The organism is Enterobacter sp. BNK-13 (genome assembly GCF_048685015.1).
GTDB lineage: Bacteria > Pseudomonadota > Gammaproteobacteria > Enterobacterales > Enterobacteriaceae > Enterobacter > Enterobacter quasiroggenkampii.
In genome coordinates this window covers 1,111,135-1,136,706 of the sequence record NZ_JBLQTP010000001.1, presented here as the reverse complement: position 1 = coordinate 1,136,706, position 25,572 = coordinate 1,111,135, and the positions used below count along the sequence as shown (strand labels likewise).

21 protein-coding genes are annotated in these 25,572 nt (G+C 57.5%); 10 read left to right on the top strand and 11 right to left on the bottom strand.

Annotation, left to right across the window (positions count from 1 at the left end; translation table 11 throughout):
• Position 1: 1 nt before the first annotated feature.
• Positions 2 to 322, bottom strand: a complete 321-nt coding sequence (gene clpS, locus ACMGGQ_RS05390) for an ATP-dependent Clp protease adapter ClpS (protein ID WP_006174393.1) — start codon at positions 320 to 322, stop codon at positions 2 to 4.
• A gap of 267 nt (positions 323 to 589) precedes the next feature.
• Here clpS and cspD point away from each other — a divergent pair, with 267 nt between their 5' ends.
• A complete protein-coding gene (gene cspD / locus ACMGGQ_RS05385; RefSeq protein WP_008499993.1) occupies positions 590 to 811 on the top strand; it encodes a cold shock-like protein CspD in 222 nt (73 codons plus the stop codon).
• Between the two features lie 70 nt (positions 812 to 881).
• Here cspD and macB read toward each other — a convergent pair whose 3' ends face one another.
• Entirely contained in the window at positions 882 to 2,822 is a 1,941-nt protein-coding gene (macB, locus tag ACMGGQ_RS05380; RefSeq protein ID WP_045908399.1) for a macrolide ABC transporter ATP-binding protein/permease MacB, read from the bottom strand.
• Positions 2,819 to 3,934: a macrolide transporter subunit MacA gene (gene macA, locus ACMGGQ_RS05375; RefSeq protein WP_420289684.1), complete on the bottom strand. Its 1,116-nt coding sequence runs from the start codon at positions 3,932 to 3,934 to the stop codon at positions 2,819 to 2,821. Before macA ends, macB begins: the two co-directional genes overlap by 4 nt.
• 159 nt (positions 3,935 to 4,093) lie before the next feature.
• Between macA and ACMGGQ_RS05370 the strand changes: the two genes are divergently transcribed.
• Positions 4,094 to 5,050: a VirK/YbjX family protein gene (locus tag ACMGGQ_RS05370; protein WP_420289683.1), complete on the top strand. Its 957-nt coding sequence runs from the start codon at positions 4,094 to 4,096 to the stop codon at positions 5,048 to 5,050.
• On the opposite strand, the gene ACMGGQ_RS05365 is transcribed toward ACMGGQ_RS05370, so the two are convergent.
• The gene (locus ACMGGQ_RS05365; protein WP_048222285.1) at positions 5,047 to 6,705 is read right to left on the bottom strand and encodes an ATP-dependent endonuclease; all 1,659 of its coding nucleotides are present in this window, start codon (positions 6,703 to 6,705) and stop codon (positions 5,047 to 5,049) included. The genes ACMGGQ_RS05370 and ACMGGQ_RS05365 overlap by 4 nt on opposite strands.
• A gap of 290 nt (positions 6,706 to 6,995) precedes the next feature.
• Here ACMGGQ_RS05365 and aqpZ point away from each other — a divergent pair, with 290 nt between their 5' ends.
• From aqpZ to hcr, 4 genes are all read left to right on the top strand, one after another.
• Positions 6,996 to 7,691 (top strand): aquaporin Z, encoded by a 696-nt coding sequence (gene aqpZ / locus ACMGGQ_RS05360; protein WP_048027621.1) that lies wholly within the window; start codon positions 6,996 to 6,998, stop codon positions 7,689 to 7,691.
• A 170-nt stretch (positions 7,692 to 7,861) separates the two neighbouring features.
• The gene (locus tag ACMGGQ_RS05355) at positions 7,862 to 8,761 is read left to right on the top strand and encodes a lysine exporter LysO family protein (RefSeq protein WP_048027153.1); all 900 of its coding nucleotides are present in this window, start codon (positions 7,862 to 7,864) and stop codon (positions 8,759 to 8,761) included.
• A 144-nt stretch (positions 8,762 to 8,905) separates the two neighbouring features.
• Positions 8,906 to 10,558 carry a hydroxylamine reductase gene (gene hcp, locus ACMGGQ_RS05350; RefSeq protein WP_420289682.1) on the top strand — a complete coding sequence of 551 codons (1,653 nt, stop codon included), beginning with the start codon at positions 8,906 to 8,908 and terminating at the stop codon, positions 10,556 to 10,558.
• Positions 10,559 to 10,568: 10 nt separating this feature from the next.
• Complete coding sequence (gene hcr / locus ACMGGQ_RS05345) at positions 10,569 to 11,537, top strand: NADH oxidoreductase (protein ID WP_420289681.1); 969 nt, start codon at positions 10,569 to 10,571, stop codon at positions 11,535 to 11,537.
• Between the two features lie 91 nt (positions 11,538 to 11,628).
• Here hcr and ACMGGQ_RS05340 read toward each other — a convergent pair whose 3' ends face one another.
• Positions 11,629 to 12,063 carry a DoxX family protein gene (locus tag ACMGGQ_RS05340; RefSeq protein WP_045908406.1) on the bottom strand — a complete coding sequence of 145 codons (435 nt, stop codon included), beginning with the start codon at positions 12,061 to 12,063 and terminating at the stop codon, positions 11,629 to 11,631.
• A gap of 151 nt (positions 12,064 to 12,214) precedes the next feature.
• Here ACMGGQ_RS05340 and poxB point away from each other — a divergent pair, with 151 nt between their 5' ends.
• From poxB to ACMGGQ_RS05320, 4 genes are all read left to right on the top strand, one after another.
• Entirely contained in the window at positions 12,215 to 13,933 is a 1,719-nt protein-coding gene (gene poxB, locus ACMGGQ_RS05335; RefSeq protein ID WP_023343670.1) for a ubiquinone-dependent pyruvate dehydrogenase, read from the top strand.
• Positions 13,934 to 13,971: 38 nt separating this feature from the next.
• The gene (gene ltaE, locus ACMGGQ_RS05330; protein WP_045908408.1) at positions 13,972 to 14,973 is read left to right on the top strand and encodes a low-specificity L-threonine aldolase; all 1,002 of its coding nucleotides are present in this window, start codon (positions 13,972 to 13,974) and stop codon (positions 14,971 to 14,973) included.
• 10 nt (positions 14,974 to 14,983) lie between these two features.
• On the top strand, positions 14,984 to 16,420 hold the full coding sequence (locus ACMGGQ_RS05325; RefSeq protein ID WP_420289680.1) for a DUF2867 domain-containing protein: 1,437 nt from the start codon (positions 14,984 to 14,986) through the stop codon (positions 16,418 to 16,420).
• 92 nt (positions 16,421 to 16,512) lie between these two features.
• Complete coding sequence (locus ACMGGQ_RS05320; protein WP_032649241.1) at positions 16,513 to 17,526, top strand: NAD-dependent epimerase/dehydratase family protein; 1,014 nt, start codon at positions 16,513 to 16,515, stop codon at positions 17,524 to 17,526.
• A gap of 113 nt (positions 17,527 to 17,639) precedes the next feature.
• Here ACMGGQ_RS05320 and ACMGGQ_RS05315 read toward each other — a convergent pair whose 3' ends face one another.
• The 6 genes from ACMGGQ_RS05315 to gspL all read right to left on the bottom strand — a co-directional run bounded on the left by ACMGGQ_RS05315 (position 17,640) and on the right by gspL (position 25,562).
• Positions 17,640 to 19,451 (bottom strand): chitinase, encoded by a 1,812-nt coding sequence (locus ACMGGQ_RS05315; RefSeq protein WP_045908411.1) that lies wholly within the window; start codon positions 19,449 to 19,451, stop codon positions 17,640 to 17,642.
• 150 nt (positions 19,452 to 19,601) lie between these two features.
• Complete coding sequence (gene iagB / locus ACMGGQ_RS05310) at positions 19,602 to 20,036, bottom strand: type III secretion system invasion protein IagB (protein ID WP_048027141.1); 435 nt, start codon at positions 20,034 to 20,036, stop codon at positions 19,602 to 19,604.
• Between the two features lie 135 nt (positions 20,037 to 20,171).
• Complete coding sequence (locus ACMGGQ_RS05305) at positions 20,172 to 22,886, bottom strand: glycosyl hydrolase family 18 protein (RefSeq protein ID WP_420289679.1); 2,715 nt, start codon at positions 22,884 to 22,886, stop codon at positions 20,172 to 20,174.
• Between the two features lie 257 nt (positions 22,887 to 23,143).
• A complete protein-coding gene (locus tag ACMGGQ_RS05300) occupies positions 23,144 to 23,941 on the bottom strand; it encodes a prepilin peptidase (protein ID WP_353144077.1) in 798 nt (265 codons plus the stop codon).
• Positions 23,938 to 24,423, bottom strand: a complete 486-nt coding sequence (gene gspM, locus ACMGGQ_RS05295; protein ID WP_045908415.1) for a type II secretion system protein GspM — start codon at positions 24,421 to 24,423, stop codon at positions 23,938 to 23,940. Before gspM ends, ACMGGQ_RS05300 begins: the two co-directional genes overlap by 4 nt.
• A complete protein-coding gene (gspL, locus tag ACMGGQ_RS05290) occupies positions 24,420 to 25,562 on the bottom strand; it encodes a type II secretion system protein GspL (protein WP_420289678.1) in 1,143 nt (380 codons plus the stop codon). Before gspL ends, gspM begins: the two co-directional genes overlap by 4 nt.
• Between the last annotated feature and the right edge of the window lie 10 nt (positions 25,563 to 25,572).

Genomic DNA, 25,572 nt, shown 5'->3' with positions numbered 1-25,572 from the left:
ATCAGGCCTTTTCCAGCGTACACAGCAACGGATGCTCGTTCTCCCTCGCATAGTCGTTCACCATCGCCACTTTGGTTTCCGCCACTTCGGCAGTGAAGATGCCGCAGATAGCTTTGCCACGATAATGAACGGTAAGCATCAGTTGCGTTGCACGTTCTACATCATAAGAAAAGAACTTTTGTAGCACGTCAATAACAAATTCCATCGGCGTGTAATCATCGTTCATTAACATAACTTTATACATAGATGGCGGTTTTAGCGCGTCACGCACTTTGTCTTCCGCCAGCTGGTCAAAATCCAGCCAGTCGTTGGTCTTACCCATTTTGCATAACCACTTTGAATCTACCTCAGATGTTAGATAACAATCATCTATTACTGTCATCCGCGATGTCTGTCACAAACTGTTGCAATAGCGTTAACTGCTTCAAACTTTGGTTGATTATTGTCCCATCTCCAGCGCCAAACGCTTGACGACTTCTTTCGTTTCTCTAAATTGTACAAGCGTGAGATGGCGAGGTTTTGAACAGCCCCCACTCCACCACCGGTTCATTCCATCTTAACTTATAAGATTTACGAAGGATGTCGAAGCATGGAAATGGGTACTGTTAAGTGGTTCAACAACGCCAAAGGGTTTGGCTTCATCTGCCCCGAAGGCGGCGGCGAGGATATCTTCGCTCACTATTCCACCATTCAGATGGATGGTTACAGAACGCTCAAAGCCGGGCAGTCCGTCCGGTTCGATGTACACCAGGGACCAAAAGGCAATCATGCAAGCCTTATCGTCCCCATTGAAGCAGAGACGGTTGCATAGCTCTCTGTTTTATTGTGTACATCCCGCAGTCAAAATGCCAGCCCGATCGGCTGGCATTTTTATTTTCGGGTTATTCCCGAGCCAGCGCATCCACCGGGTCCAGCCGCGCCGCGTTGCGGGCAGGCAACCAGCCAAACAAAATGCCGGTAAAGGTCGAACACAAGAATGCGGTAATAATGGCCACCGGCGAGAAGCCAATCTCCCAGCCGGGTAAAAAGAGCTGGAGCGCGAAGGCGATCATCATCGAGAGCGCAATCCCCATCGCACCGCCGACCAGACACACCAGCACGGCTTCAATCAAAAACTGCTGCAGCACGTCGCTGGCTCTGGCCCCGACCGCCATGCGGATGCCAATCTCCCGTGTACGTTCGGTTACCGACACCAGCATGATGTTCATCACCCCGATACCACCGACGACCAGCGAAATTACCGCCACCAGCGTGAGGAACAGCTGAAGAGTACGTGTGGTCTTTTCCGCCGTTTTCAAGAGGCCGTCCATATTCCAGGTGAAGAAATCCTTCTTCCCGTGGCGCAGGGTTAACAGCCGCTCCAGCTGCTGCTCGGCCAGCGCGCTGTCGTAGCCCTCCTTCACGCGCACGGTGATGGAGTTGAGCCAGGACTGCCCCATAATCCGCCCGGAGATGGTGGTATAGGGCAGCCAGACGCGCAGGATCTTGCTGCTGCCAAACATCGACTGTTTCTCTTCCGCCACGCCGATGACCGTGGCAGGCATGTTGCCGACCAGGATCACTTCGCCCACCACGTTGGCTTTATTGGGGAAGAGCTGTCTGCGCGAGTTCGCGTCCAGCACCACCACCTGCGCCCTGCCCGCCAGCTGTTCGGCGTTAAAGGTGGCGCCTTCGCTGAAGGTCATGCCGTAGACGTTGAAATAATCCCCGCTGACGCCGTTCGCGCTGGCTGCCACGTCAACATTGCCCACCCGCAGGCGCAGGTTCTGCGACACCGCAGGCGTGGCGGAGTTGACCCACGGCTGCTTCTGAATGGCCGCCAGATCGTCGTATTTCAGCGCCTGCTGATACTGCGGCTCGTCGTCCCCGAAGTCTTTGCCGGGATAGACGTCAATGGTATTGGTGCCGATTGCGCGGATATCGGCCAGCACCAGTTGCTTGGCCGCGTCGCCCACCACCACAATCGACACCACCGAGGCAATACCGATGATGATGCCGAGCATGGTCAGCAGGGTACGCATTTTATTGGCCGCCATCGCCAGCCAGGCCATGGTCAGCGCTTCACGGAAGCCGCTGGAAAATTGTCCCCAGCCGGTTGATGCCGGAAGCACTTCTTTCGGCGCCGCCGCCCTGGACTCACGCGGCGGCGGGTTGCTGACCAGCTCGCCGTCATGGATCTCAATGATTCGCTCCGCCTGCGCCGCCACCTGCGGATCGTGGGTCACGATAATAACCGTATGCCCCTGATCGCGTAGCTGGTGCAGGATCGCCATCACCTCTTCGCCGGAATGGCTGTCGAGTGCGCCGGTTGGCTCATCCGCGAGGATCACCTGCCCGCCGTTCATCAGGGCGCGGGCAATACTCACGCGCTGCTGCTGGCCGCCGGACAGCTGCGAAGGCTGGTACTCCACCCGCTCCGCCAGCCCCAGACGCGTCAGCAGCATCTGCGCGCGTTCGAGCCGTTTTTTCCGCTCGACGCCCGCATAGACCGCCGGAACTTCCACGTTCTGCGCGGCATTGAGGTGAGAAAGCAGATGGTAACGCTGGAAGATAAAGCCGAAGTGCTCCCGACGCAGCTTCGCCAGCGCGTCGCCGTCCAGCGTGGAGATGTCCGTCCCGGCCACGCGATAGGTCCCGCTGGTCGGCTTATCCAGACAGCCGAGAATGTTCATCAGCGTCGATTTACCGGAACCCGATGCCCCGACAATCGCCACCATCTCGCCCGCTTCCACGCGCAGGGAGATGCCCTTCAGCACCTCCACCGGGCCATCGCCCGACGGATAGCTGCGGCGAATGTCCTTCAGCTCAAGCAATGCCGTCATTTCGCGGCTCCGGGCAGGCTTTCACTGACAACAACCTCCTCGCCCTCTTCCAGCCCTTTCACCACCACCACATCGGTGTCATTGCGCGCGCCAATCACCACTTCACGCTCGCGCGTTTCGCCGTTGCGCAGCACTTTCACTTTATAGCGACTCTCCCCGGCGGATTCACCCAGCGCAGAGAGCGGAATGGTCAGCACGTTCTTCAGACCGGTCAGCTGGATATGCACCTGCGCGGTCATGTCGAGACGCAGCACGCCCTTCGGATTCGGCACTTCAAAACGGGCATAGTAAAAGATGGCGTCGTTCACTTTTTCCGGCGTCGGCAGAATGTCCTTCAGCACGCCTTCGTAGCGCGTCTGCGGGTCGCCCAGCACCGTAAACCAGGCGTTCTGCCCCGGCTTCAGATGGATCACATCCGCCTCGGAGACCTGGGCTTTGACCAGCATGGTGCTCATGTCCGCCAGCGTCAGAATATTTGGCGCCTGCTGCGCGGCAATCACCGTCTGCCCCTGCAGCGTGGTGATCTGAGTGACCTCACCGGCCATCGGCGCCACGATCTGGGTGTAGTCGAGGTTGGTTTTTGCCGTATCCAGCGAGGCCTGGTTGCGTTTGATTTGTGCGTCAATCGTGCCAATCTGCGCATGCTTCACCGCCAGTTCCGTGGTGGCCGTGTCTAAATCCTGCTTCGAGATCGCCTGGGTTTTGGCCAGCGCCTGCTGACGGGTCAGCGTCACCTGGGCCAGGTTACGCTCTGCCTGCGCCTGCGCACGCTGCGCGCGCAGCTCCATCAGGGTGGCTTCCACCTCGCGGATCTGGTTCTCAGCCTGTTCAGGATCGATCACGCCGAGCAGTTGGCCTTTTTTCACCTTATCGCCAATCTCAACCGACAGCGTTTTCAGCTGACCGCTGACCTGCGCGCCGACGTCAACCTTGCGCAGGGCATCAAGCTTACCCGTCGCGAGGACGTTTTGCTGCAGTTCGCCCGGGCGAACAATCAGCGTATGATACTGCGGCACCGGCGCATTCAGCACCTGCCATAGCCAGTATCCACCGGCTAACACCACGACCGCCAGCAGCAGAAACAGCGTTCTGCGTTTTCCCTTGAGGTTCATAAATATTCCAAATAAATGTTCTGGCAATGATAAATGCTGATTCTATCTAAACGATTCCTCAACGAAACCCCTGTTCTCCGAAATCGTCACAATTTGTTTACGAGACGTTGAACGTTCGCCTGCTGAAATGGAAATCTTCATCAAGAAGCAGGATCTAACATGTCTTCCATCGTCGATACACCTTTTTCAAACCTGCCACAGCCTGCATCGGGTTGGCAGCTCTTCAGTCATCTGGCTTCCGGTAAGCTCACGCCAGGGCTGGCGTGGCAAAACCCCGCCTATCGACGTAAATTCATGCTCCGTTCGCTGGCGACGCCTGTAAGTACCGCTCGCCTGTTGACGAGCCTTGCAAAACAGCCGAGCCTGATGCAAATGCTGCAGGTACAGCCAGGACTGCCGTGCCGTCTGCATCGCCCCTGGCTGACGGTGAATATGAATCGCCAGCAGGCCCTTGAGTCCCTTAACTGGCACTATCAAACGATGAGCCGCCATATGCCGGCATCGCTGCTCTCGGGCTATCTGTCGAAAAAGGGCTTCACGCTGCTCACCTTAACCGGTAAAGATGAAGAGCAATTTACCGTCCGCCTGTGCGCCGATGCGTTTCTGGATAAAGAAGGGGAAGCCACCCTCGCCTTCTGCGACCATCAGAATACGGTGCTGGCCGAGATGACCTTCACCCTGTGCAAGTTTGAGGGAAAATCGACGCTGTTTATCGGCGGCCTGCAGGGCGCAAAAGCCCACGTTCCCCATGAGCTGATCCAGGGCGCGACGAAGGCCTGCCATGGTCTGTTCCCGAAACGTCTGCTGGTCGAAGCCGCCATGACGCTCGGCACCGCCTTCCCGGTAGAACAGATTGTCGCCGTCAGTAACGACACCCATATTTATCGCAGCTGGCGCTACCGCAAGAAAAAAGAGGGGAAACTGTTGGCCGATTACGACAGTTTCTGGATCTCCATCGGCGGTGAAAAGCAGGATAGCGGCAACTTCATGCTGCCCCTCGTCATGCCGCGTAAACCGATGGAAGAGATCGCGAGCAAAAAGCGTTCCGAATATCGCCGCCGCTACGCGCTGCTGGATAGCCTGATTCAGCAGGTGAACCAGGCGACTCAACGTTAATCCGCTCTCCCGCGTGCCAGCCACAGCACGCGGGAGAACATCTTCCGCAGCAGGGTCGGCACCGCCTCCACACCCCGTCTCCCCGCTTCCGTTGCCACTTCAATGGCTAAATCCGGTTTTGAAGAACGATGAATAGCTTTGGCGATCACGCGCCGCATGTTCATCGGGACATCGACCGGCACCATGGCAATTCGGTGGAATACGTCGTCGAACCCCTGACGATACATAAAGTGCTCCATGTCCATGGCGGGCAGCATGGTTAAATGGTCGCGCTCTTCTTCTCGCTCGTTATTCAGCAGGCTGCGTACGGTGGAGGCATATTTTTTGCCCGCCTCATCACCGTCGACCAGAACGTGCCACTCGATCCCCATCCGGCGGGCAAATTTTATCAGCGGCTTTAATCCCGACTGGGCAAATTCAATCACCTTAATGCCTTCCGCATCAAAATGGTGGCCGCACTGGCGCGCCAGTTCGTTGATGACCCAGGTTTCCGTCTCGCCTTCCACCAGCAGCCAGCAGCGGGCAAAGAGCGACGACGCGCGGTTAAAGCGAATATGAAACGCGATGCGCCGCCCGTCTTCCGCGTTCAATCCCCCCGGACCTAAGCGGAAGGCGGAGACGCGGGAAGATTCACGCACCAGACGACAGACGTGCTCTACCGGCGTCAGCGATAATAATTCACCGGAATTGGTGGTCGTAATGCGCTGGAGCGGCAGCAGGTTCAGCAGATGCCATGCAACGGAGAGCATGATGGGATGCAGGCGCGTTTCCGGGTCTTCCACCAGCAGCAGCGGCCGGGCGTCCCGGTCAAGACGAACGGTGCCTTTGGCCTGCAGAAGCGTTGAAAACAGCCCCAGCAAAATCACCCGATGGGTACGACCGCCGGGCCGGTCGATCATCCGGTTAATGATATCGAGGTAGCGCCAGCTGCGCTGCTCGTCATGAGAGCGGCGGCGCATCAGGCGATGGCGCGACTCCGACGTCCCCTGCTCGGAAAAATAGTGCTCCAGAAGCTGTACCATCGCGGACAGCCCCTGACGAATCTGACCATCGGTCAGATTTTGCGGACGCGACACCAGCTCTCTTGCCAGAAAATCCAGCTCGCGGGCGGTGACTTCCACTTCCGGCATATTCGGGACGGTACCGTTACGTATACGCCGCATAAAACGCGCGTCGCGCAGGCGCAACACCGGCGTCAGGCGGATCAGGTGGCGGGCCAGATCGTCAATATTGTCCAGCGGGATCGGACTGGCTTTCTCATCAAGAAAATCACGCAGGGTCAACACGCCCTCGTTTTCCGCCATTTCACCCTCCAGCCGATAGAAAATCCGGTGGAAGCCGTCATCGCACGGCACCCAGCAGGGTGACAGCGGGCGGAAGCGACGCACCCGATGCCGTCCGGGCTCGGATTCGCGGAACGTCAGGATGATATGCAGGTGCTTCTCGCGCCCCGTCACGTCGCCGGGCGGGAACCAGAAGTCGTCGCGAACGAAGTGATACAGATCGTCTTCGGGCGAAAGCAGTAACGTCAGCGCATCCAGCAGGCTGGACTTACCCCACGCGTTCTCGCCGATCAGGACGTTGTTCTGTTCCAGCTGCAGCGACAGGCGGTTAATACCGCGAAACCCGACAATTTCCACACGTTCGAGAAGCATAAATCCCCCGCGCAATGATCACTTTTTCCTTTAAGTTATCAGCAGTATAGCGGGAGGCGCCCTGTCACGACAGCACAACATTCACCGTGGCGAGAATTGGTCTATGCTCTATTTACCGCTGATTTGAACAAGGATTGACATCACATTGCCTTAAATCAAATTAATCGAATTTATTTAAGTGGCGAAGGGGTGTTATTGGTTTCTAAAATACGGACTCTTTGAGTCGTCATCCCTTTATGGCGATATATCCCGCGCGCGGGAAAGCGTGCGGAAAATTATTTGAGGTGGTTATGTTTAGAAAATTGGCTGCAGAATGCTTTGGTACATTCTGGCTGGTATTTGGTGGCTGCGGTAGCGCCGTTCTGGCAGCAGCATTCCCGGAATTAGGTATCGGTTTTGTCGGCGTCGCGCTGGCATTTGGTTTGACCGTATTAACCATGGCCTTTGCCGTGGGGCATATTTCCGGCGGTCATTTTAACCCGGCAGTAACGTTAGGTTTATGGGCCGGCGGTCGTTTTCCGGCGAAAGAAGTGATTGGTTATATTGTCGCCCAGGTGGTTGGCGGTATTATCGCAGCGGGCGTTCTGTACGTGATTGCCAGCGGTAAAACCGGGTTCGACGCGGCGGCCAGCGGCTTCGCCTCTAACGGCTTCGGCGAGCATTCTCCGGGCGGTTATTCCATGCTGTCTGCCATCGTGATTGAAATTGTGCTGACCGCAGGCTTCCTGCTGGTGATCCACGGCGCAACCGACAAACACGCGCCAGCAGGCTTTGCCCCTATTGCGATTGGTCTGGCGCTGACCCTTATTCACCTGATTTCGATTCCGGTCACCAACACCTCCGTTAACCCGGCACGCAGTACCGCCGTCGCCATCTTCCAGGGCGGCTGGGCGCTTGAGCAACTTTGGCTGTTCTGGGTGATGCCGATTATCGGCGGTATCCTGGGTGGCGTGCTGTACCGCACCCTGCTGGAAAAACGCGATTAATTGCGCGCGGTGTCGGGCGGCGCTAACGCTTACCCGACCTACGTGAGAGTGCACTTGTAGGCCGGGTAAGGCGCAGCCGCCACCCGGCTTTTTTATTGCTCCTTTACCTGACAGCCTTTATTGGGTAGTGTCTCTGGCGCTCAACAGATACTCAAAAGGACCGGCTGTTCATGTTTTCAGGACTCCTCATTATTCTGCTGCCCCTGATTGTGGGCTACCTTATTCCGCTGCACAGAGAATCCGCATTACGGCTCATCAACCGTTTTCTCAGCTGGATTGTTTACGTCATTCTTTTCTTTATGGGGATAAGCCTGGCCTTCCTGGATAATCTGGCGACGAATTTGCTTTCCATCCTGCATTATTCGGTGGTCACCGTGGTGGTTATTTTGCTGTGTAATATCGCCGCATTATTCTGGCTTGAGCGCACCGTTCCGTGGAAAAACCATCATCATCAGGAAAAGCTGCCTTCCCGAATTGCGATGGCGCTGGAATCATTAAAACTGTGCGGCGTCGTGGTGCTCGGTTTTCTTCTTGGGCTGACCGGCTGGGCGTTTTTACAGCACGCAACAGAGGCCAGTGAATATACGCTGATCTTCCTGCTGTTCCTGATCGGTATCCAGCTGCGAAATAATGGCATGACGCTGAAGCAAATTGTTCTGAACCGTCGGGGAATGATGGTCGCGGTCATTGTTATCGCCAGTTCCATGGTGGCGGGCGTGATTAACGCTTTTATTCTCGACCTGCCGCTGAAAACCGGCCTCGCGATGGCGTCAGGTTTTGGCTGGTATTCCCTCTCCGGTATTTTGCTGACCGAATCATTCGGTCCGGTGATCGGCAGCGCCGCCTTCTTTAACGATCTGGCGCGCGAGCTGATCGCCATAATGCTGATCCCGGGACTGGTTCGCCGCAGCCGCTCTACCGCGCTGGGCCTGTGCGGCGCGACGTCGATGGACTTTACCCTGCCAGTGTTACAACGCTCTGGCGGGCTGGAGATGGTGCCCGCCGCCATCGTTCACGGCTTTATTTTAAGCCTGCTGGTTCCGGTTCTGATGGCCGTCTTCTCGGCCTGATACTTCTTTGGCGGTAGGGTTCCTGCCGCCAAAATTGCGCTAAATCAATCTCCCTCTATTTTGTAGCAAAAAGCCCTTTTCACCGTTCTGGCACAGGCATAACCTTAAACATGTATATTAAATATAACTTTAACAGGTGTGATTATGTTTTGTGTGCAATGTGAACAAACCATCCGTACCCCGGCAGGCAATGGCTGCTCTTACGCACAGGGTATGTGCGGCAAAACCGCAGAAACATCTGACCTTCAGGACCTGCTGATTGCGGCCCTGCAAGGCCTTTCCGCATGGGCGTTTAAAGCCCGCGAATATGGCATCATCGACCACTACGTCGACAGCTTCGCCCCGCGCGCCTTCTTCTCCACGCTAACCAACGTTAACTTCGACTCTCCGCGCATTGTTGGCTATGCCCGCGAAGCCATCGCCCTGCGTGAAGCGCTGAAGGCGCAGTGTCTGAAGGCGGACGCCAGCGCCCGCCTGGAAAACCCGATGTCAGACCTTCAGCTGGTGAGTGACGTTCTGGGCGAGCTGCAGCGTCAGGCGGCAGAATTCACGCCGAATAAAGACAAAGCGGCGATTGGCGAGAACATTCTCGGCCTTCGCCTGCTGTGCCTGTACGGCCTGAAAGGCGCGGCAGCCTATATGGAGCACGCGCATGTGCTCGGTCAATACGACAACGACATTTACGCGCAATACCATAAAATCATGGCGTGGCTGGGCACCTGGCCTGCCGATATGAACGCGCTGCTGGAATGCTCGATGGAAATCGGGCAGATGAACTTCAGGGTGATGAGTATTCTGGACGCCGGTGAAACCAGCACCTACGGCCATCCGACCCCAACGCAGGTCAACGTCAAAGCGACCGAGGGTAAATGTATCCTGATCTCCGGTCATGACCTGAAAGATCTCTACAACCTGCTGAAGCAGACCGAAGGCACCGGCGTTAACGTCTATACCCACGGTGAAATGCTGCCGGCGCACGGCTATCCGGAGCTGCGTAAGTTTAAGCACCTGATCGGTAACTACGGCAGCGGCTGGCAGAACCAGCAGGTGGAATTTGCCCGCTTCCCTGGCCCTATCGTGATGACCTCTAACTGCATCATCGACCCGACCGTGGGCGCGTATGACGACCGCATCTGGACCCGCAGCATCGTCGGCTGGCCGGGCGTGAGCCATCTGGAAGGTGACGATTTCGGTCCGGTGATAGCGCAAGCGCAGCAGATGGCAGGCTTCCCGTACAGCGAGATCCCGCATCTGATCACCGTCGGCTTCGGTCGTGAAACCCTGCTCGGTGCCGCTGACTCGCTGATCGATCTCGTCAGCCGTGAAAAGCTGCGCCACATCTTCCTCGTCGGCGGCTGCGACGGCGCGCGCGGCGAGCGTAACTACTTTACCGATTTCGCCACCCGCGTGCCGGAAGACTGCCTGATCCTGACCCTGGCGTGCGGCAAATACCGTTTCAACAAGCTGGAATTCGGCGACATCGAAGGTCTGCCGCGCTTGATCGATGCGGGCCAGTGTAACGATGCTTATTCGGCCATCATTCTGGCCGTTACCCTGGCGGAGAAACTGGGCTGCGGCGTGAACGACCTGCCGCTGTCGCTGGTGCTCTCGTGGTTTGAGCAGAAAGCGATTGTCATCCTGCTGACCCTGCTCTCTCTGGGCGTGACTAACATCGTGACTGGCCCGACCGCGCCAGGCTTCCTGACGCCGGACCTGCTGGCGGTGCTCAATGAAAAATTCGGTCTGCGCTCCGTGACCAACGTTGAAGACGATATGAAGCAGCTGCTGAGCGCGTAAGGAGTAACTCATGACCATGCCAACCTCACACTGCCCGTGGCGCATGCAGGTTCATCACATCCATCAGGAGACGCCGGATGTATGGACGCTGTCGCTGCTGTGCCACGACTACTATCCGTACCGTGCGGGTCAGTATGCGCTGGTTAGCGTTCGCCATTCGGCAGACACCCTGCGCGCCTACACCCTTTCCTCCACGCCGGGCGTGAGCGAGTACATCACGCTTACCGTCCGTCGCATTGAAGGCGGAGCCGGTTCAGAATGGCTGACTCGGGACGTGAAGCGCGGGGATTATATCTGGCTGTCCGATGCGCAGGGTGAGTTCACCTGTGACGACAAAGCGGAAGAGAAATTCCTGCTGCTGGCGGCAGGCTGTGGCGTAACGCCGATTATGTCAATGCGCCGCTGGCTGGCCAAACACCGCCCGCAGGCCGACGTGCAGGTGATCTTCAGCGTGCGCTCTCCGGACGATGTCATTTTTGCCGAAGAGTGGCGTGATTATCCGGTGACGCTGGTAGCGGAACATCACGCGACGCACGGTTTTATTCCCGGTCGCCTGAGCCGCGAGCTGCTGCAAAGCGTGCCGGATATCGCGAACCGCACCGTGATGACCTGCGGCCCGGCGCCATACATGGCTATCGTGGAAGAAGATGTGAAAGCGCTCGGCGTGACCCGCTTCTTCAAAGAGCAGTTTTTCACGCCGGTGGCGGAAGCAGCAACCAGCGGGATTACGTTTACCAAACTGCAGCCTGCGCAGACCTTCTTTGGCCGCGTGGGGAGCACGCTGCTGGAGGCGCTGGAAAGCAACCACGTGCCGGTGGCGGTGGCCTGCCGTGCCGGGGTCTGCGGCAGCTGTAAAACGAAGGTAGTGTCCGGGGAGTACACCGTGACCAGCACCATGACGTTGTCCGACGCGGAAATTGCCGAGGGTTACGTGCTGGCGTGCTCTTGCCATCCACAGGGTGATCTCGTCCTCGCATAATGGTTATGCTTTCGATCGTAGGCCCGGTAAGCGTCAGCGCCACCGGGCTTTTTTGCCGGGTGGCACTACGTTTACCCGGCCTACAACCGCCCTACCGCCACGCAGGCGCTTTCCCCAGCGCAAACCGCCCTGCGCCTAAAAACGCCACCGCCAGCGAGCCGATAAAGAAGTACACCAGGCTTTCAATCGCCCATGCCCCAACCTTATCAAGGGCGAGCGTTTCTCCCATTCCCACCATCAGCCATGCCACGATCATCGTAAACGCCAGCACCAGCGCGGCCGGGCGCGTAAAGAGCCCGACAATAATCAGGATCGGCGCCACCACTTCGCCAATCAACACGCCGTAGGCAATAAACCCCGGCAGCCCTTTCTCCACCAGCATGCCGCTGATAAAGCCCACCCCACCAAATAGCTTATGCAAACCGTGAAAGAGCATCAGCCCGCCGACGGCAAGTCGTAACAAGAGTTTGCCAAGATCGTCGCACGATAGCTTTTCATTAACAGCAATTAACAATGATTTAACCATTTGAAATTATTCCTGTTTTCACTGAAGTATCACCAGATTATGCCGAATAATTGCGCGTGAAAAGCACCTTTTAATTGGGGGGACTTGACGGGCAATACGGAGACTTTCTTCTAAGCTTGTAAGCGTTATCACAAAAAGGAGACGGACAACCATGAAACAAACCGTGGCTGCATATATAGCGAAAACGCTCGAACAGGCTGGCGTAAAACGTATCTGGGGCGTTACCGGCGATTCCCTGAACGGACTCAGCGACAGCCTTAACAAGATGAAGACCATCGAATGGATGCCGACCCGCCATGAAGAGGTTGCCGCGTTCGCCGCAGGCGCTGAAGCCCAGCTTACCGGGGAACTGGCCGTCTGCGCCGGATCCTGCGGCCCAGGTAACCTGCACCTGATCAACGGCCTCTTCGACTGCCACCGCAATCACGTGCCGGTGCTGGCGATTGCCGCCCACATCCCCTCGTCCGAAATCGGCAGCGGCTATTTTCAGGAGACGCATCCGCAGGAGCTGTTCCGTGAATGCAGCCACTATTGCGAACTGGTTTCATCCCCGGAGCAGATCCCGCAGGTTCTGGCGATCGCCATGCGCAAGGCCGTGCTGAATCGCGGCGTTTCGGTGGTCGTTATTCCGGGCGATGTAGCCCTCAAGGCCGCGCCAGAAGGGGCCAGCACCCACTGGTATCACGCGCCGCAGCCGGTGGTAACGCCAGCCGAGGAGGAGCTGAAAAAACTGGCGCAGCTGCTGCGTTACGCCAGCAATATCGCCCTGATGTGCGGCAGCGGCTGCGCGGGCGCGCACAAGGAGCTGCTGGAATTTGCCGGTAAGCTGAAAGCGCCAATCGTCCACGCCCTGCGCGGCAAAGAGCACGTCGAATACGATAACCCGTACGACGTGGGCATGACCGGACTGATCGGTTTTTCTTCCGGCTTCCACACCATGATGAACGCCGACACGCTGATCCTGCTCGGCACCCAGTTCCCGTACCGCGCGTTCTACCCGACGGACGCCAAAATCATTCAGATTGATATCAACCCGGCCAGCATCGGCGCGCACAGCAAGGTCGATATGGCGCTGGTGGGCGACATCAAATCCACCCTTGCCGCCCTGCTGCCGCTGCTGGAAGAGAAAACCGATCGCAAGTTCCTCGATAAAGCGCTAAGCGACTATCGCGATGCACGTAAGGGTCTGGACGATCTCGCCAAACCGAGCGACAAAGCCATTCACCCGCAGTATCTGGCGCAGCAGATCAGCCATTTCGCGGACGACGATGCCATTTTCACCTGCGACGTAGGCACGCCAACCGTCTGGGCGGCACGCTACCTGAAAATGAACGGCAAGCGCCGTCTGCTCGGCTCGTTCAACCACGGCTCGATGGCCAACGCCATGCCGCAGGCGCTGGGCGCAAAAGCGACAGCGCCGGAGCGCCAGGTGGTGGCGATGTGCGGCGACGGCGGGTTCAGCATGCTGATGGGCGATTTCCTGTCGGTGGTGCAGATGAAGCTCCCGCTGAAAATCGTGGTCTTCAACAACAGCGTGCTGGGCTTCGTGGCGATGGAGATGAAGGCTGGAGGCTATCTGACGGACGGCACCGAGCTGCACGACACCAACTTTGCCCGTATCGCCGAGGCCTGCGGCATCACCGGCATCCGCGTGGAGAAAGCGTCCGAGGTGGATGAAGCCCTGCAGCGCGCCTTCTCCATCGACGGCCCGGTACTGGTGGATGTGGTCGTCGCCAAAGAGGAGCTGGCCATCCCGCCACAGATCAAGCTGGAGCAGGCCAAAGGCTTTAGCCTGTACATGCTGCGCGCAATCATCAGCGGGCGCGGTGACGAGGTGATCGAACTGGCAAAAACCAACTGGCTCAGGTAAAACATCTGGCATCGCCTTTTTAAATATAAGGACATGCCATGATTGATTTACGCAGTGATACCGTTACCCGCCCGAGTCGCGCCATGCTCGAAGAGATGATGGCCGCCCCGGTCGGGGACGACGTCTACGGCGACGACCCGACGGTAAACGAACTGCAGCGCTATGCCGCAGAGCTGAGCGGAAAAGAGGCCGCCCTGTTCCTGCCCACCGGCACGCAGGCCAACCTGGTGGCGCTGCTCAGCCACTGCGAGCGCGGTGAAGAGTACATTGTCGGCCAGGGCGCGCATAACTACCTCTACGAAGCCGGCGGTGCTGCGGTGCTCGGCAGCATTCAGCCGCAGCCGATTGACGCCGCGCCGGACGGCACTCTGCCGCTCGACAAGGTCGCGGCGAAAATCAAAGCCGATGATATTCACTTTGCCCGCACCAGGCTGCTCAGCCTTGAAAACACCCACAACGGCAAAGTGCTGCCGCGCGAATACCTGAAAGCCGCATGGGAGTTTACCCGCGAACGCAGGCTGGGCCTGCACGTGGACGGCGCGCGCATCTTCAACGCCGTGGTGGCGTACGGCTGCGAGCTGAAAGAGATTACGCAATACTGCGACTCATTCACCATCTGCCTCTCTAAAGGGCTGGGCACCCCAGTGGGTTCCCTGCTCGTCGGCAATGCGGACTACATCAAGCGTGCCAACCGCTGGCGCAAAATGACCGGCGGCGGCATGCGTCAGGCGGGTATTCTGGCAGCTGCGGGGCTGTATGCCCTGAAAAACAACGTGGCGCGTCTGAAGGACGATCACGACAACGCCGCGTGGATGGCGGCGCAGCTGCGTGAAATTGGCGCCGACGTGATGCGCCACGACACTAACATGCTGTTCGTTCGCGTGGGCGATGACCACGCTGCTGCGCTTGGCGAGTTCATGAAAGCACGTGGCGTGCTGATCAACGCCTCGCCTGTCGTGCGTCTGGTCACGCATCTCGACGTCAGCCGCGAGCAGCTGACCGACGTGGTGAAACACTGGCAGGCGTTTTTACAGCGATAAGGAGCAGCACGTGCCGCAACGCATTCTGGTGCTCGGCGCCAGCGGGTATATCGGTCAGCATCTCACCGCGGCGTTAAGCCAGCAGGGGCACCAGGTGCTGGCTGCGGCACGCAACACCGAACGCCTGCAAAAACTCTGTTTAGCGGGCGTTACCTGTCACAACGTTGACCTCAACTGGCCGAAGTCACTTCCCACGCTACTGGACGGGGTCGACACCCTTTACTACCTGGTGCACAGCATGGGCGAAGGCGGGGATTTTATCGCCCACGAGCGTCAGGTGGCGATGAATGTCCGCGATGCCCTGCTGCAAACCCCGGTGAAGCAGGTGATTTTTCTCAGTTCACTCCAGGCACCTGAACACGAGCAGTCCGATCACCTGCGCGCCCGCCAGCTGACGGCGGACATCCTGCGGGGGGCAAATATCCCCGTCACCGAACTGCGCGCCGGGATCATCGTCGGCGCAGGCTCTGCCGCCTTCGAAGTGATGCGCGATATGGTCTACAACCTGCCGGTGCTCACGCCGCCGCGCTGGGTCCGTTCGCGCACCACGCCGATTGCGCTGGAGAACCTGCTGCATTATCTGGTGGCCCTGCTGGATCATCCGGCGGAGCAACACCGCGTGCTTGAGGCGGCAGGCCCGGACGTGCTGAGCTATCAGGAGCAGTTCGAACATTTCATGCGCGTCAGCGGACGCCGCCGCTGGCTGATCCCCATTCCCTTCCCGACCCGCTGGATTTCGGTGTGGTTTTTGAATGTCATCACCTCGGTGCCGCCGACGACCGCCAAAGCGCTTATTCAGGGGCTGAAGCATGATTTACTGGCCGACGATCGCGCGCTGCGCGCCTTAATTCCTCAGGACCTAATCCGCTTTGACGATGCCGTGCGCAACACGCTCAAGGAAGAAGAAAAGCTGGTGAACTCCAGCGACTGGGGCTACGACGCCCAAGCCTTTGCCCGCTGGCGGCCGGAGTATGGTTATTACCCGAAACAGGCGGGCTGTACGGTGAAAACCCGCGCCAGCCTGGCCGCGCTGTGGGAGGTGGTGAACCAGATTGGCGGCAGAGAACGGTATTTCTTCGGAAATATCCTCTGGCAAACGCGCGGGGCAATGGACCTGCTGGTGGGCCACCGGCTGGCAAAAGGCCGCCCGGCACGCCCGTATCTTGAGGTGGGTGACGCGGTTGACAGCTGGAAGGTGATTATTGTCGAGCCGGAAAAACAGCTGGCGCTGCTGTTCGGCATGAAAGCCCCGGGGCTGGGCCGACTCTGCTTTACCCTGAAAGACAAAGGCGATCATCGTGAACTGGACGTCCGCGCATGGTGGCATCCGCACGGAATGCCGGGTCTGTTCTACTGGCTGTTGATGATCCCTGCCCACCTGTTTATCTTCCGGGGCATGGCGAAACGCATTGCGCAACGGGCAGAACAAAAGACAGAAAAGATCTAAATAAAACTCTCTTTCTTTCACCTTTCCCATTGCATAGCGCCGTAATTCACGAAAGAATGCGCACGAAATTCTTTTCAACACAGTGGATAGCTATGAAGGTACTGGTTACCGGGGCGACCAGCGGCTTAGGCCGAAATGCGGTCGAATTTCTGCGCAATAAAGGCATCAGCGTCAGGGCTACCGGTCGCAACGAAGCGATGGGTAAACTGCTGCAAAAAATGGGCGCAGAGTTCGTCCATGCCGACCTGACGGAGCTCGTCTCCTCGCAGGCGAAAGTGATGCTCGCCGGTATCGACACGCTATGGCACTGTTCCAGTTTTACCTCCCCGTGGGGGACCCAGGAAGCCTTCGATCTCGCCAACGTGCGGGCCACCCGCCGTCTGGGTGAATGGGCCGTTGCCTGGGGCGTGCGTAACTTTATTCATATCTCGTCACCGTCACTCTATTTCGACTATCACCACCATCGTGACGTGCAGGAAGATTTCCGCCCTGCCCGCTTTGCCTGTGAATTTGCCCGCAGCAAGGCGGCCAGCGAAGAGGTCATTGACCTGCTGGCGCAGTCAAACCCGCATACCCGCTTTACGGTCCTGCGTCCGCAGAGCCTGTTCGGGCCGCACGACAAGGTATTTATTCCCCGTCTGGCGCAGATGATGCACCACTACGGCAGCGTGCTGCTGCCGCGCGGCGGCGATGCGCTGGTGGATATGACCTACTACGAAAATGCCGTTCACGCCATGTGGCTGGCCAGCCAGCCGGACTGCGATAAGCTGATCTCCGGTCGTGCCTATAACATCACTAATGGCGAACCCTGCACGCTGCGCAGCATTGTGCAGCGGCTGATCGACGAGCTGCAGATCGACTGCCGTATCCGTTCTGTTCCCTATCCCATGCTGGATATGATTGCCCGCAGCATGGAGCGCTTTGGCAGTAAAACAGCCAAAGAGCCTGCGCTGACGCATTACGGTGTCTCTAAACTCAACTTTGACTTCACGCTGGATATTTCGCGGGCGGAGAATGAGCTGGGGTATAAACCGGTTGTGACGCTGGATGAAGGGATTATGCGCACGGCGGCGTGGTTACGGGATCACGGGAAGCTTCATCGCTAGCCTTTTTGCCCGGTGGCGGCTTCGCCTGACCGGGCCTACAACTGCTCCGTACTGCCCCCTCGCCCCATTAGCCTCATGTACGAAAACGGCAACCCGAAGGTTGCCGTTTGCTTTTACAGAGCTGTCCAGGCATCTGCCCACGCCAGGCCAGCGCCGGGTTCGTAGTATGCCGGAGAGTTGTTACACCAGCCGCTGTACGGGAACGGTTTGCACTGGAACAGTTTACCGTGGTTGTTCACGATATCACCTGCGTTGTACTTGCTGTTCGCGCTCCACGCGGCGTAAGAGCCGGAAGTGCCTTCGTCCTTAGACGTGGCTTTCGCTTTCACGTTCAGCAGGTAGGACGTGGTGCTGGTCAGTTCGCCATCGCTGACGGTCAGGCCGATTTCGTACTGCTGAGCCGTTGCAGACTCTGGTGCCTTGAAGGTCACCACCGCTTTGTCCTGACCGGTCACGGTCTGGCCATCCTGGGAACGCCAGGTGTAGGTCAGCTTGTTACCGTCGGCGTCTGTGGAGCCTTCCGCGCTCAGGGAAACCTGCGCACCCGCTTCAACTGCCCCGATTGGGCCCGCAATCTGCGCCACAGGGGCGTGATTCACGGTTGCCGGTTCAACAGGGGTGGTATCTTCCGCTGGCGTGGTATCCGCTGGCGGCGTGGTGTCTGCCGGAGTTTTGTCTTCGCCTGGGGTCACTGCCGAGCCGTCATCGTTAATAATGTTCACGTTATAGAACTTCTTAACGCAGTTGGTGTAGTCACCCTCTTTGAACGCGCTGAACGGCGTCTGGTAACCCACCAGCTGGCAGGAGTAGGTCTTACCGTCCGGCGTATCCGGACTCCATCCCCAGTCCTGCTCCCAGTAGATCTTCAGCGCGCCGGAGCCGCCTTCATCGAACTGCTTCATGTTGGCGCAGCCCAGCACTTCATTCGCCGGAACTGGCACTTTCAGGTAGTTCGCGAACTCTTTGTAGTACTTGATGCGGTTTTCAGACTGGGCAATCTCGGTCGGACCGCCGCACTCTACGCCACCGTTGATGATCTGGGTGGTCACGCCGAAGCCAGGAACCAGGCCGTTGGCTTTATCGTGATCGTTTGGCTGCCAGGTGCCGTCGATAACCTGCAGCATGCTTGGTTTTGGCGGCTGCGGATAGGCGAAGAAGAAGATCGCACTCGCCAGGTTCAGCCAGGTATCCGCCACCAGCTCAGGTTTGTCGAGCAGGGTGCGGACGGTGCCAAACATCGCTTCAGAGAACGGACCGTAGTTGTAGTTGTAAGACAGCTGCTTCGCGCCGCGGCCAAAGTAGCTTACGAAGTCGCCGTCTTTGTCCTTACCGCATGGCCAGGTCTGTCCCTGCCAGATGTCAGGGTTACATTCGCCGTTATAGCCGCCTTTCTGGCCTTCAGTCCAGCCCATTTCACGAACGTGAACCAGGGCCTGACGCCATTCGGCTTCCGGACGCCAGCTTTCATGACCGCCGGTTTCCTGCGCAAAGTGGGCAAACATGGTCGCCAGCTCTTTGCGGCAGATGGCGTCGCTGTCGCGACCATCGTTATAGGTCTTACACAGTGCCGGGAATTTACCAACAGCCTTCAGGAAGTTACTGTAGGTGTAAGACTGAGCGCGCAGCGGGAAGAGATATTCCCAGTCGCTGGCCTTCACGATCCCTTCAACGCGCTTGACGTTGTCAGGGTTCGACGCACGACCTGGCTCAATTTGCTCAACGAGGCTGTTGTCCAGAGTCGCAATGGTGTCTTTCACCGAAACCATCAGCGGGAAATTGGTCAGCTCTTTTTCCTTTTTCGCCAGATCGCTGGCTTTCATGGTGTACGGCTCGCTGCTGGCCGCCTGCAGTGATGCAGCCTGCGCCATAAAGGGTGCAATGCATGCTCCCGCCACGAGAACGCTCAGTAATGTCCTTTTCGTCATTTCAAATAATCCTGTATTTAAGCAACTAGGGTGAGTACATTCCCGGCTTATGTATTACTCCCTTAATAAATAAGCCTGAGAGTGTGGTTCTTTTTCATTTTCTGAAGAACACCAAAAGGAATTCTTCAAAAAACAAAAATGACGCTATCGTTATTTACCCGACTTTATTTGCTGATACTTCGCCCACACTTTATGGGCATAACGCATGCGCTGCGGATAATTTTCTTTTTTCAACCCGGCGTTATAGGCGCCTACCGCTTCCCAGTTATAGCCATACACTTTTATCATCCCGGACAGGATGGACGCGCCGACCATAATGGAGGTACAGGGCTCAGTCATAAGCTGGTTCTCATCAATCCCCTGACGTTCTAACTCGCTGAAGTGCGAGCTGTTAATCTGCATCAACCCGACGTCACGCGTGCCGTCGTGGTTCCAGCCTACCGCGTAAGGATTCATTCCGGATTCCACTTTGGCAATCGCATATAACAGCCACGGATCGACGTGATAATAATGTCCGGCGTTATCCCAACAGTTCGCAAATACGCTTTGACTAAACAGCAGTAAAAATAAAATCACGCGTTTCATGAGCACCTGCTCTTAAATACTGAACCTCTTCCTGCTCATAATTAGCGATCATTCTGAAGTGTTGGTCACACCCGAAGTGGGGTGTGACCAACCATTGCGGGTTGATATCATTCCCGCAATTCACGGTTCAGAAGGTTATTTGCAATCGGTTGATGCGCCTTCTTTCACCCATACGTCGCTGTTGGCCGGGTTATCACCCTGCGTCCACCATTTCGCGCGGTAAACGTTACCCTGGTAGGTCGTGGTTTCGCCGCCGTTGTATGCCAGGTCAGAGCGCCAGTTCATCTTCACGTTGCTTACCATTTCCCATGCGTCCACGCCGAAGTCAGGCTGGTTGCCCTGCGTCCAGTATTTCGCTTTCCACACCAGATGGTCGAAGCTGACGGTATCGCCCGTGTTGTAGATTTTGCTGGATTCCCACGCCGGATATTTGCTGGCGTTGGCGTCAACAGGCTTATCGCAGCTGCCGGTCGCCGTACCTTCATCAGACGGCGGGGTCACCTCGTCTGACGGTGGCGTCACTTCATCCGCAGGCGGAGTGACGTCTTCTGCCGGAGGCGTCACTTCGTCAGCCGGTTTTGGCGTGACCACGACATGGACGTTGGACTGAACGCTGGTCTTGCCATCGCTCACCACCACGCTCAGGGTATAGGACGACTCAGAGCTCACCTCAGGCGCGGTGATGTTCACGTTCGCGCTATCGGTACCGGTCGCGTGCATATCAGCCGGTACGCTCCAGGCGTAGGTCAGCGCATCACCGTCTGGATCCGCCGCCTGCGCGTGCAGGGCATAGGTTTCGCCTGCCTGCAGGGTGACGTTCTGCATTGGGTTAATCACCGGCGCCTGGTTCGCTTTTGGCGCTTTGTTAACGACCTGAACATCAGCGGAGTTGCTCAGCCCCTTCGCGTCGGTCACGGTCAGTCGGAACGCCAGCGTCTGGTTGCTGGTGACGGCCGCCACATTGAAGGAAGCCTTCGCTTTGGTGCTGTTGGTGAGGGTCACCGATGGGCCAGAGATCTGGGTCCATTTGTAGGTAATGGCATCACCGTCTGGATCGGTTGAAGCCGAACCGTCCAGGGTCACGGTAGCCGGACCGGTTACCGTCTGGTCAACCGCGGTGGCAACCGGCGCATGGTTGGTCACGACCGGATCAACTGGCGCAGAGCCGCCCATCAGGCTTTCGTTCATCGCGTTCAGGATGTCGCCGGTATCGGAGTCGATAGACCAGGCGAAGAGGCCGCCCAGGTTTTTCGACAGCACGTACTTCCCTTTTGCCGTAGTAGAGCGTGCATCTTCATAGGAGATCAGATCCCCCGTTGCCTTATTGAAGACGTACGGCGCTTCGGCAGTCGCATCGTAGCCGGATTCCCAGCCTGGCTTGCCTTTGTACTCGTTCATAATCTGACGATAGTCCACTACGCCCGGTTCCCAGGTGCCTTTCACCATGCCGGTTGCAGTACCGGTGAACGGATTGTCGCCGGTGTAGCCATGCACGCCAGTCCAGCCGCGGCCATACATGCCCGCACCCACCACGATCTTGCCTGGCTGTACGCCCTGAGCAAGCAGCGCGTCCACGCCGTTCTCGGTGGTGTAGTTCGTGTCCGGACGCCATGACGGCGCGCGCAGCGCGGCCTGGTGGCCCAGCTCGGTGTTGCTCCAGCCGCCGTAGAAGTCGTAGCTCATCAGGAAGATATGGTCGAGATCGCGCTGAGCGGTGGTGTAATCCACGTCTTCGATCTTGTCGCGGCCTGCACCCACGGCGCTGGTCAGCTCATAGGTACGACCCGTCTGTGCGGAGAGCTCGTTCAGCATGCTACGCAGATCGTGAATCAGCGCCGTGTAGGTGGCTTTATCCTGCTGCGGGTTGCCTTTGGTTTCAGTCACGCCGCCGCCGCCCGGGAATTCCCAGTCGATGTCCACGCCGTCAAAGAATTTCCAGGTCTGCAGGAACTCCTTCACGGAGGCCACGAAGCGAGAGCGGATTGCCGGGTCGCCCATGTGGTAGAACGGGTCGGACAGGGTCCAGCCGCCGATGGATGGCAGCACTTTCAGGTCAGGATGCGCTTTTTTCAGCGCCATCAGCTGGCCAAAGTTCCCTTTGTACGGGTCGTCCCAATCGGCGACGCCCGCCTGCGGTTTTTGCAGAGCAGCCCACGGGTCATGGATGGCCACGGTAAAGTCCGGACGTCCGGCGCAGTCGCGCTGCAGCACGGAGAAGCTGTTGCCGCCCTCAACGGTTTTCAGGCCGTCGTTAATGCCGTCGCCGCCACAGATTGGAATGAAGCCATAGAGGATGTGGTTAAGGTTTGCTGCCGGGATTTTATCAACCGGGAAGTTACGATCGTAAACGCCCCATTCAGGGAAGTACGCCGCAACCACTTTATCAGGATGTTTGGCGAACGTTTTGTTGTTCTCCTGCAGCGGTGCGTTCAGCGGCAGCAGATGGCTGCCGTCGGTGTCCGCCACGATGATCAGCTTGCTGGCGCTTTTGGTACAGCCGCTGGCATTACAGGCTTCCACCTGTTCCTGATAACGTCCGCCTTTTTTCACCTTAAAAGTGGCTGAGCCGCTTGCACCGGCTGCACCGGTCCACACGGTTTGACCATCGAGCAGCACTTTTGCAGAGGTTGGCGCGTCGCCGCTCCACACGTTCCACTCGACTTTCACATCCACGCCGTCGTTATGCACCTTGACGAGGCTGTTGTAATCCTGCGCGGCCTGATCCACTTCCACCAGCGCAAATTTGTCATTGCCGTAGCCGATGGTCGGTGCACCTGGCGCAGCTGCGAATGCAGAACCGGTTGCCGCTGCAATAAAGAGCGCCAGATATTTAGGCTTAATAAATTTCATTTTTATTTCCTGATAAATTTATTCGTAAACGTAATTGCCCCATGTCTTCCTTTAAAACATGGAATATTATTCACATAGTGCGTTTTTAAATACGCAGACAGCCGTTACCCAAACCTTAAAGACGCGTTGTATTCCTCCATTAAAAGATACAAGCTAAAACTCCGTGTAGCTTATGCCTTTTACGATACACTGAGGATAAAAGATCGTCCTTCTCTTTCCCCGTCGAAAAAATTGATAAAAAAACTTGACCCGGTTATTTAATATGTGAGCGCAAATAACTGGCTGGTATAGAGTGCTATTCCAGCAAAAGCCAGATAAGGTCCGAAAGCGATGGTGAGGTTATTTTTATTTAATTTATTTAAAAGCAAATAACCCACGATGCCGCTTAATGCGGCAATTAACTCAATCTCAGGCAGCGCCTGCCAGCCGCACCAGGCGCCCAGCGCCGCCAGCAGCTTAAAATCGCCGTAGCCCAGCCCTTCCCGGCGGGTGAGCAGACGAAACGCCCAGTACACCAGCCAGAGCGAAAGATAGCCCGCCACCGCGCCCAGCAGCGCATCGCGCAGGGGCAGTCCGTGACTGAAGGCGTGGAACAGCAGCCCGGCCCACAGCAGCGGCTGCGTCAGGCAGTCGGGCAGCAGCTGGTGCTGTCTATCAATCATCGCCAGCGGCAGCAGAAAGGCCGCCAGCACCCACAGCGAGAAAAGGGATGCTAAGCCCGGTATCCACCAGGCGGTGACGCCAAAGAACAACGCCATCACCAGTTCGAGTAAAAATAACCGCAGCGGAATCGCCGACTGACAGCAGCGGCAGCGTCCCCGCAGCGCCAGCCAGCTCAGCAGCGGGATATTCTCCCAGGCGCGCAGCGCATGCTGGCAGACGGGACAGTGCGATGCCGGGAAAAGCAGGTTGCTGCGGCACGCCTCCTCCATCACCATCCCTGGCACGCGGTCCACCACGACGCCGAGAAAGCTCCCCAGGATCGCGCCGAGCACGCCGCTCATCGCGGCAAACCCGACGGGATAACTCTCCCGGACGAGCATCAGCCCGTTCATGCCACTTTTTTCCAGGTCAGCTGGATTTCGGCCTTCACGTCGCTCAGGTGATCCACCGGCGTGAGGTTTATTTTCTCCAGCCTGACGCCGGAGGCGAGGTTCATCTCACGCAGCCAGTTTTTTAATTCATAGACGTTGACCCGGTTCACCACAAAGGCCAGGGTCTGACCGTCCTGGCGAATATCGGTCAAGGTCAGGTTAATTTCATGCGCGCTATTCTCCACCACACTGCGTGGATTATCAGTTTTCACCTGTAGCACCGGCAGATGGTTTTTATCAATTTCTGTTTTCATCCAGTTTACCGTTTCAGTTTGTCGCGCCAGCGTCGCCTGGCTATTTTTTATCATGTTATCCAGGGGTATTACCCCCGCGTAATAGATGACGGCGCCGAATAAGGCTCCCGCCGCTATTTTTAAAATGCGTTGTTCTCTGACGCTGTATTGTTGATAACGAGATTTAAGCTGTGCAATTCGCCCTTTCATTTATATTTCCCTGTAATCATGGCCGTATACGGCGCGTCCTTTGAAATAGGCTGTAACGTAAAATCAAAATTCGCGCTGGCCTGATGAATGAAGTCCTGTAACGCCTGCTCGTTTTGCGCACTCACGCTTAACGTCAGGCCCCCCTGCGTGTCGTCATATTCAAGCAGCGTAATTTCCATTGACGGAACGGACTGACGGATTTTTTCCAGCTCGTCCATCTGCAAAAAAATGCCCTTAGGCTGCTTCTTGATGTTCTGCCCGAAGTGGTACTTGATGTTGGTCTGCTGGCGCATGCTAGGAAAATGGTGCTGATAGAGCTGGACCATCTCCTGCTGGACCTGATTTTCCTGATCGACCAGCATCCACGCCAGGGCGATGCGGGGGCCGAGCAGCAGGCCCAGAGAGAGAAGCCCCATCGCCGCGACGGCGGCCTTCATCCCTTTCGCCGCCCTCGCGCTGGTCGCCTTCGCGCTGAACGCACCGTGCAGCAGGTTGACGCGGCACGCCTGCCACTGGGGCTGGATCAGCACCAGCGGATGTTCGCCCGCCAGCTGGTCGTCAACCTCAACGCCTGGCGGGATCTCCCCGTAGCAACGCACCTCGCCGTCTCCGGCTTTTTGCATCAGCAGCGGCAAGAGACCCGCCTCAACGTTACAGGCGGTATGCGGGGATAAGCGCAGCCAGTAGTTCTCCTCCTGCGCGACCAGCGTGCTTCCGCCCGCCGTCACCGGCAGCAGCCAGGCGTCCGGCAGGGCCTGAATCACCTTCAGACCCGCCTCGTGAAAGCGGGTCAGCCACTGCTGCAGGCGGGCGGTATCTATCGCCACGGCGTCCACCTCGGCGCCTTTTTTGTTCAGCACCGTCCAGTGGAGATCGTCCACCTCGCCGATCAGGGTCTCCTCCGCCATCCACGAGAAGGCGGTCGCCTGCGACGCGACTTTCTTCGGCAGCGTAAAGTGGCGGAAGATCATCTCGCTGGCGGGCAGCAGCAGACAGATGCGCGCGGCCAGCGGATGATCGGCAAGGGTATGCAGCGCCTGCGGGGTGTCCAGGGTTGTAACCTGTTCGCTTCCCGACTCACACCACATGATTTTCCCGTCCTCACGGCTGTCGGGACGAACAAAAAGGACCTGTTTCATAGCGTTCTAC

Excerpts from the sequence above, each read along its gene's own strand:
- ACMGGQ_RS05340 (WP_045908406.1), bottom strand. The coding sequence starts at position 12,063 with ATGGTTAAATCATTGTTAATTGCTGTTAATGAAAAGCTATCGTGCGAC.
- ACMGGQ_RS05300 (WP_353144077.1), bottom strand. The coding sequence starts at position 23,941 with ATGAACGGGCTGATGCTCGTCCGGGAGAGTTATCCCGTCGGGTTTGCC.
- macA (WP_420289684.1), bottom strand. The coding sequence starts at position 3,934 with ATGAACCTCAAGGGAAAACGCAGAACGCTGTTTCTGCTGCTGGCGGTC.
- ACMGGQ_RS05355 (WP_048027153.1), top strand. The coding sequence starts at position 7,862 with ATGTTTTCAGGACTCCTCATTATTCTGCTGCCCCTGATTGTGGGCTAC.
- ACMGGQ_RS05370 (WP_420289683.1), top strand. The coding sequence starts at position 4,094 with ATGTCTTCCATCGTCGATACACCTTTTTCAAACCTGCCACAGCCTGCA.
- ltaE (WP_045908408.1), top strand. The coding sequence starts at position 13,972 with ATGATTGATTTACGCAGTGATACCGTTACCCGCCCGAGTCGCGCCATG.
- clpS (WP_006174393.1), bottom strand. The coding sequence starts at position 322 with ATGGGTAAGACCAACGACTGGCTGGATTTTGACCAGCTGGCGGAAGAC.
- aqpZ (WP_048027621.1), top strand. The coding sequence starts at position 6,996 with ATGTTTAGAAAATTGGCTGCAGAATGCTTTGGTACATTCTGGCTGGTA.
- poxB (WP_023343670.1), top strand. The coding sequence starts at position 12,215 with ATGAAACAAACCGTGGCTGCATATATAGCGAAAACGCTCGAACAGGCT.
- ACMGGQ_RS05320 (WP_032649241.1), top strand. The coding sequence starts at position 16,513 with ATGAAGGTACTGGTTACCGGGGCGACCAGCGGCTTAGGCCGAAATGCG.
- cspD (WP_008499993.1), top strand. The coding sequence starts at position 590 with ATGGAAATGGGTACTGTTAAGTGGTTCAACAACGCCAAAGGGTTTGGC.
- ACMGGQ_RS05365 (WP_048222285.1), bottom strand. The coding sequence starts at position 6,705 with ATGCTTCTCGAACGTGTGGAAATTGTCGGGTTTCGCGGTATTAACCGC.
- iagB (WP_048027141.1), bottom strand. The coding sequence starts at position 20,036 with ATGAAACGCGTGATTTTATTTTTACTGCTGTTTAGTCAAAGCGTATTT.
- macB (WP_045908399.1), bottom strand. The coding sequence starts at position 2,822 with ATGACGGCATTGCTTGAGCTGAAGGACATTCGCCGCAGCTATCCGTCG.
- hcr (WP_420289681.1), top strand. The coding sequence starts at position 10,569 with ATGACCATGCCAACCTCACACTGCCCGTGGCGCATGCAGGTTCATCAC.
- ACMGGQ_RS05315 (WP_045908411.1), bottom strand. The coding sequence starts at position 19,451 with ATGACGAAAAGGACATTACTGAGCGTTCTCGTGGCGGGAGCATGCATT.
- hcp (WP_420289682.1), top strand. The coding sequence starts at position 8,906 with ATGTTTTGTGTGCAATGTGAACAAACCATCCGTACCCCGGCAGGCAAT.
- gspM (WP_045908415.1), bottom strand. The coding sequence starts at position 24,423 with ATGAAAGGGCGAATTGCACAGCTTAAATCTCGTTATCAACAATACAGC.
- ACMGGQ_RS05305 (WP_420289679.1), bottom strand. The coding sequence starts at position 22,886 with ATGAAATTTATTAAGCCTAAATATCTGGCGCTCTTTATTGCAGCGGCA.
- gspL (WP_420289678.1), bottom strand. The coding sequence starts at position 25,562 with ATGAAACAGGTCCTTTTTGTTCGTCCCGACAGCCGTGAGGACGGGAAA.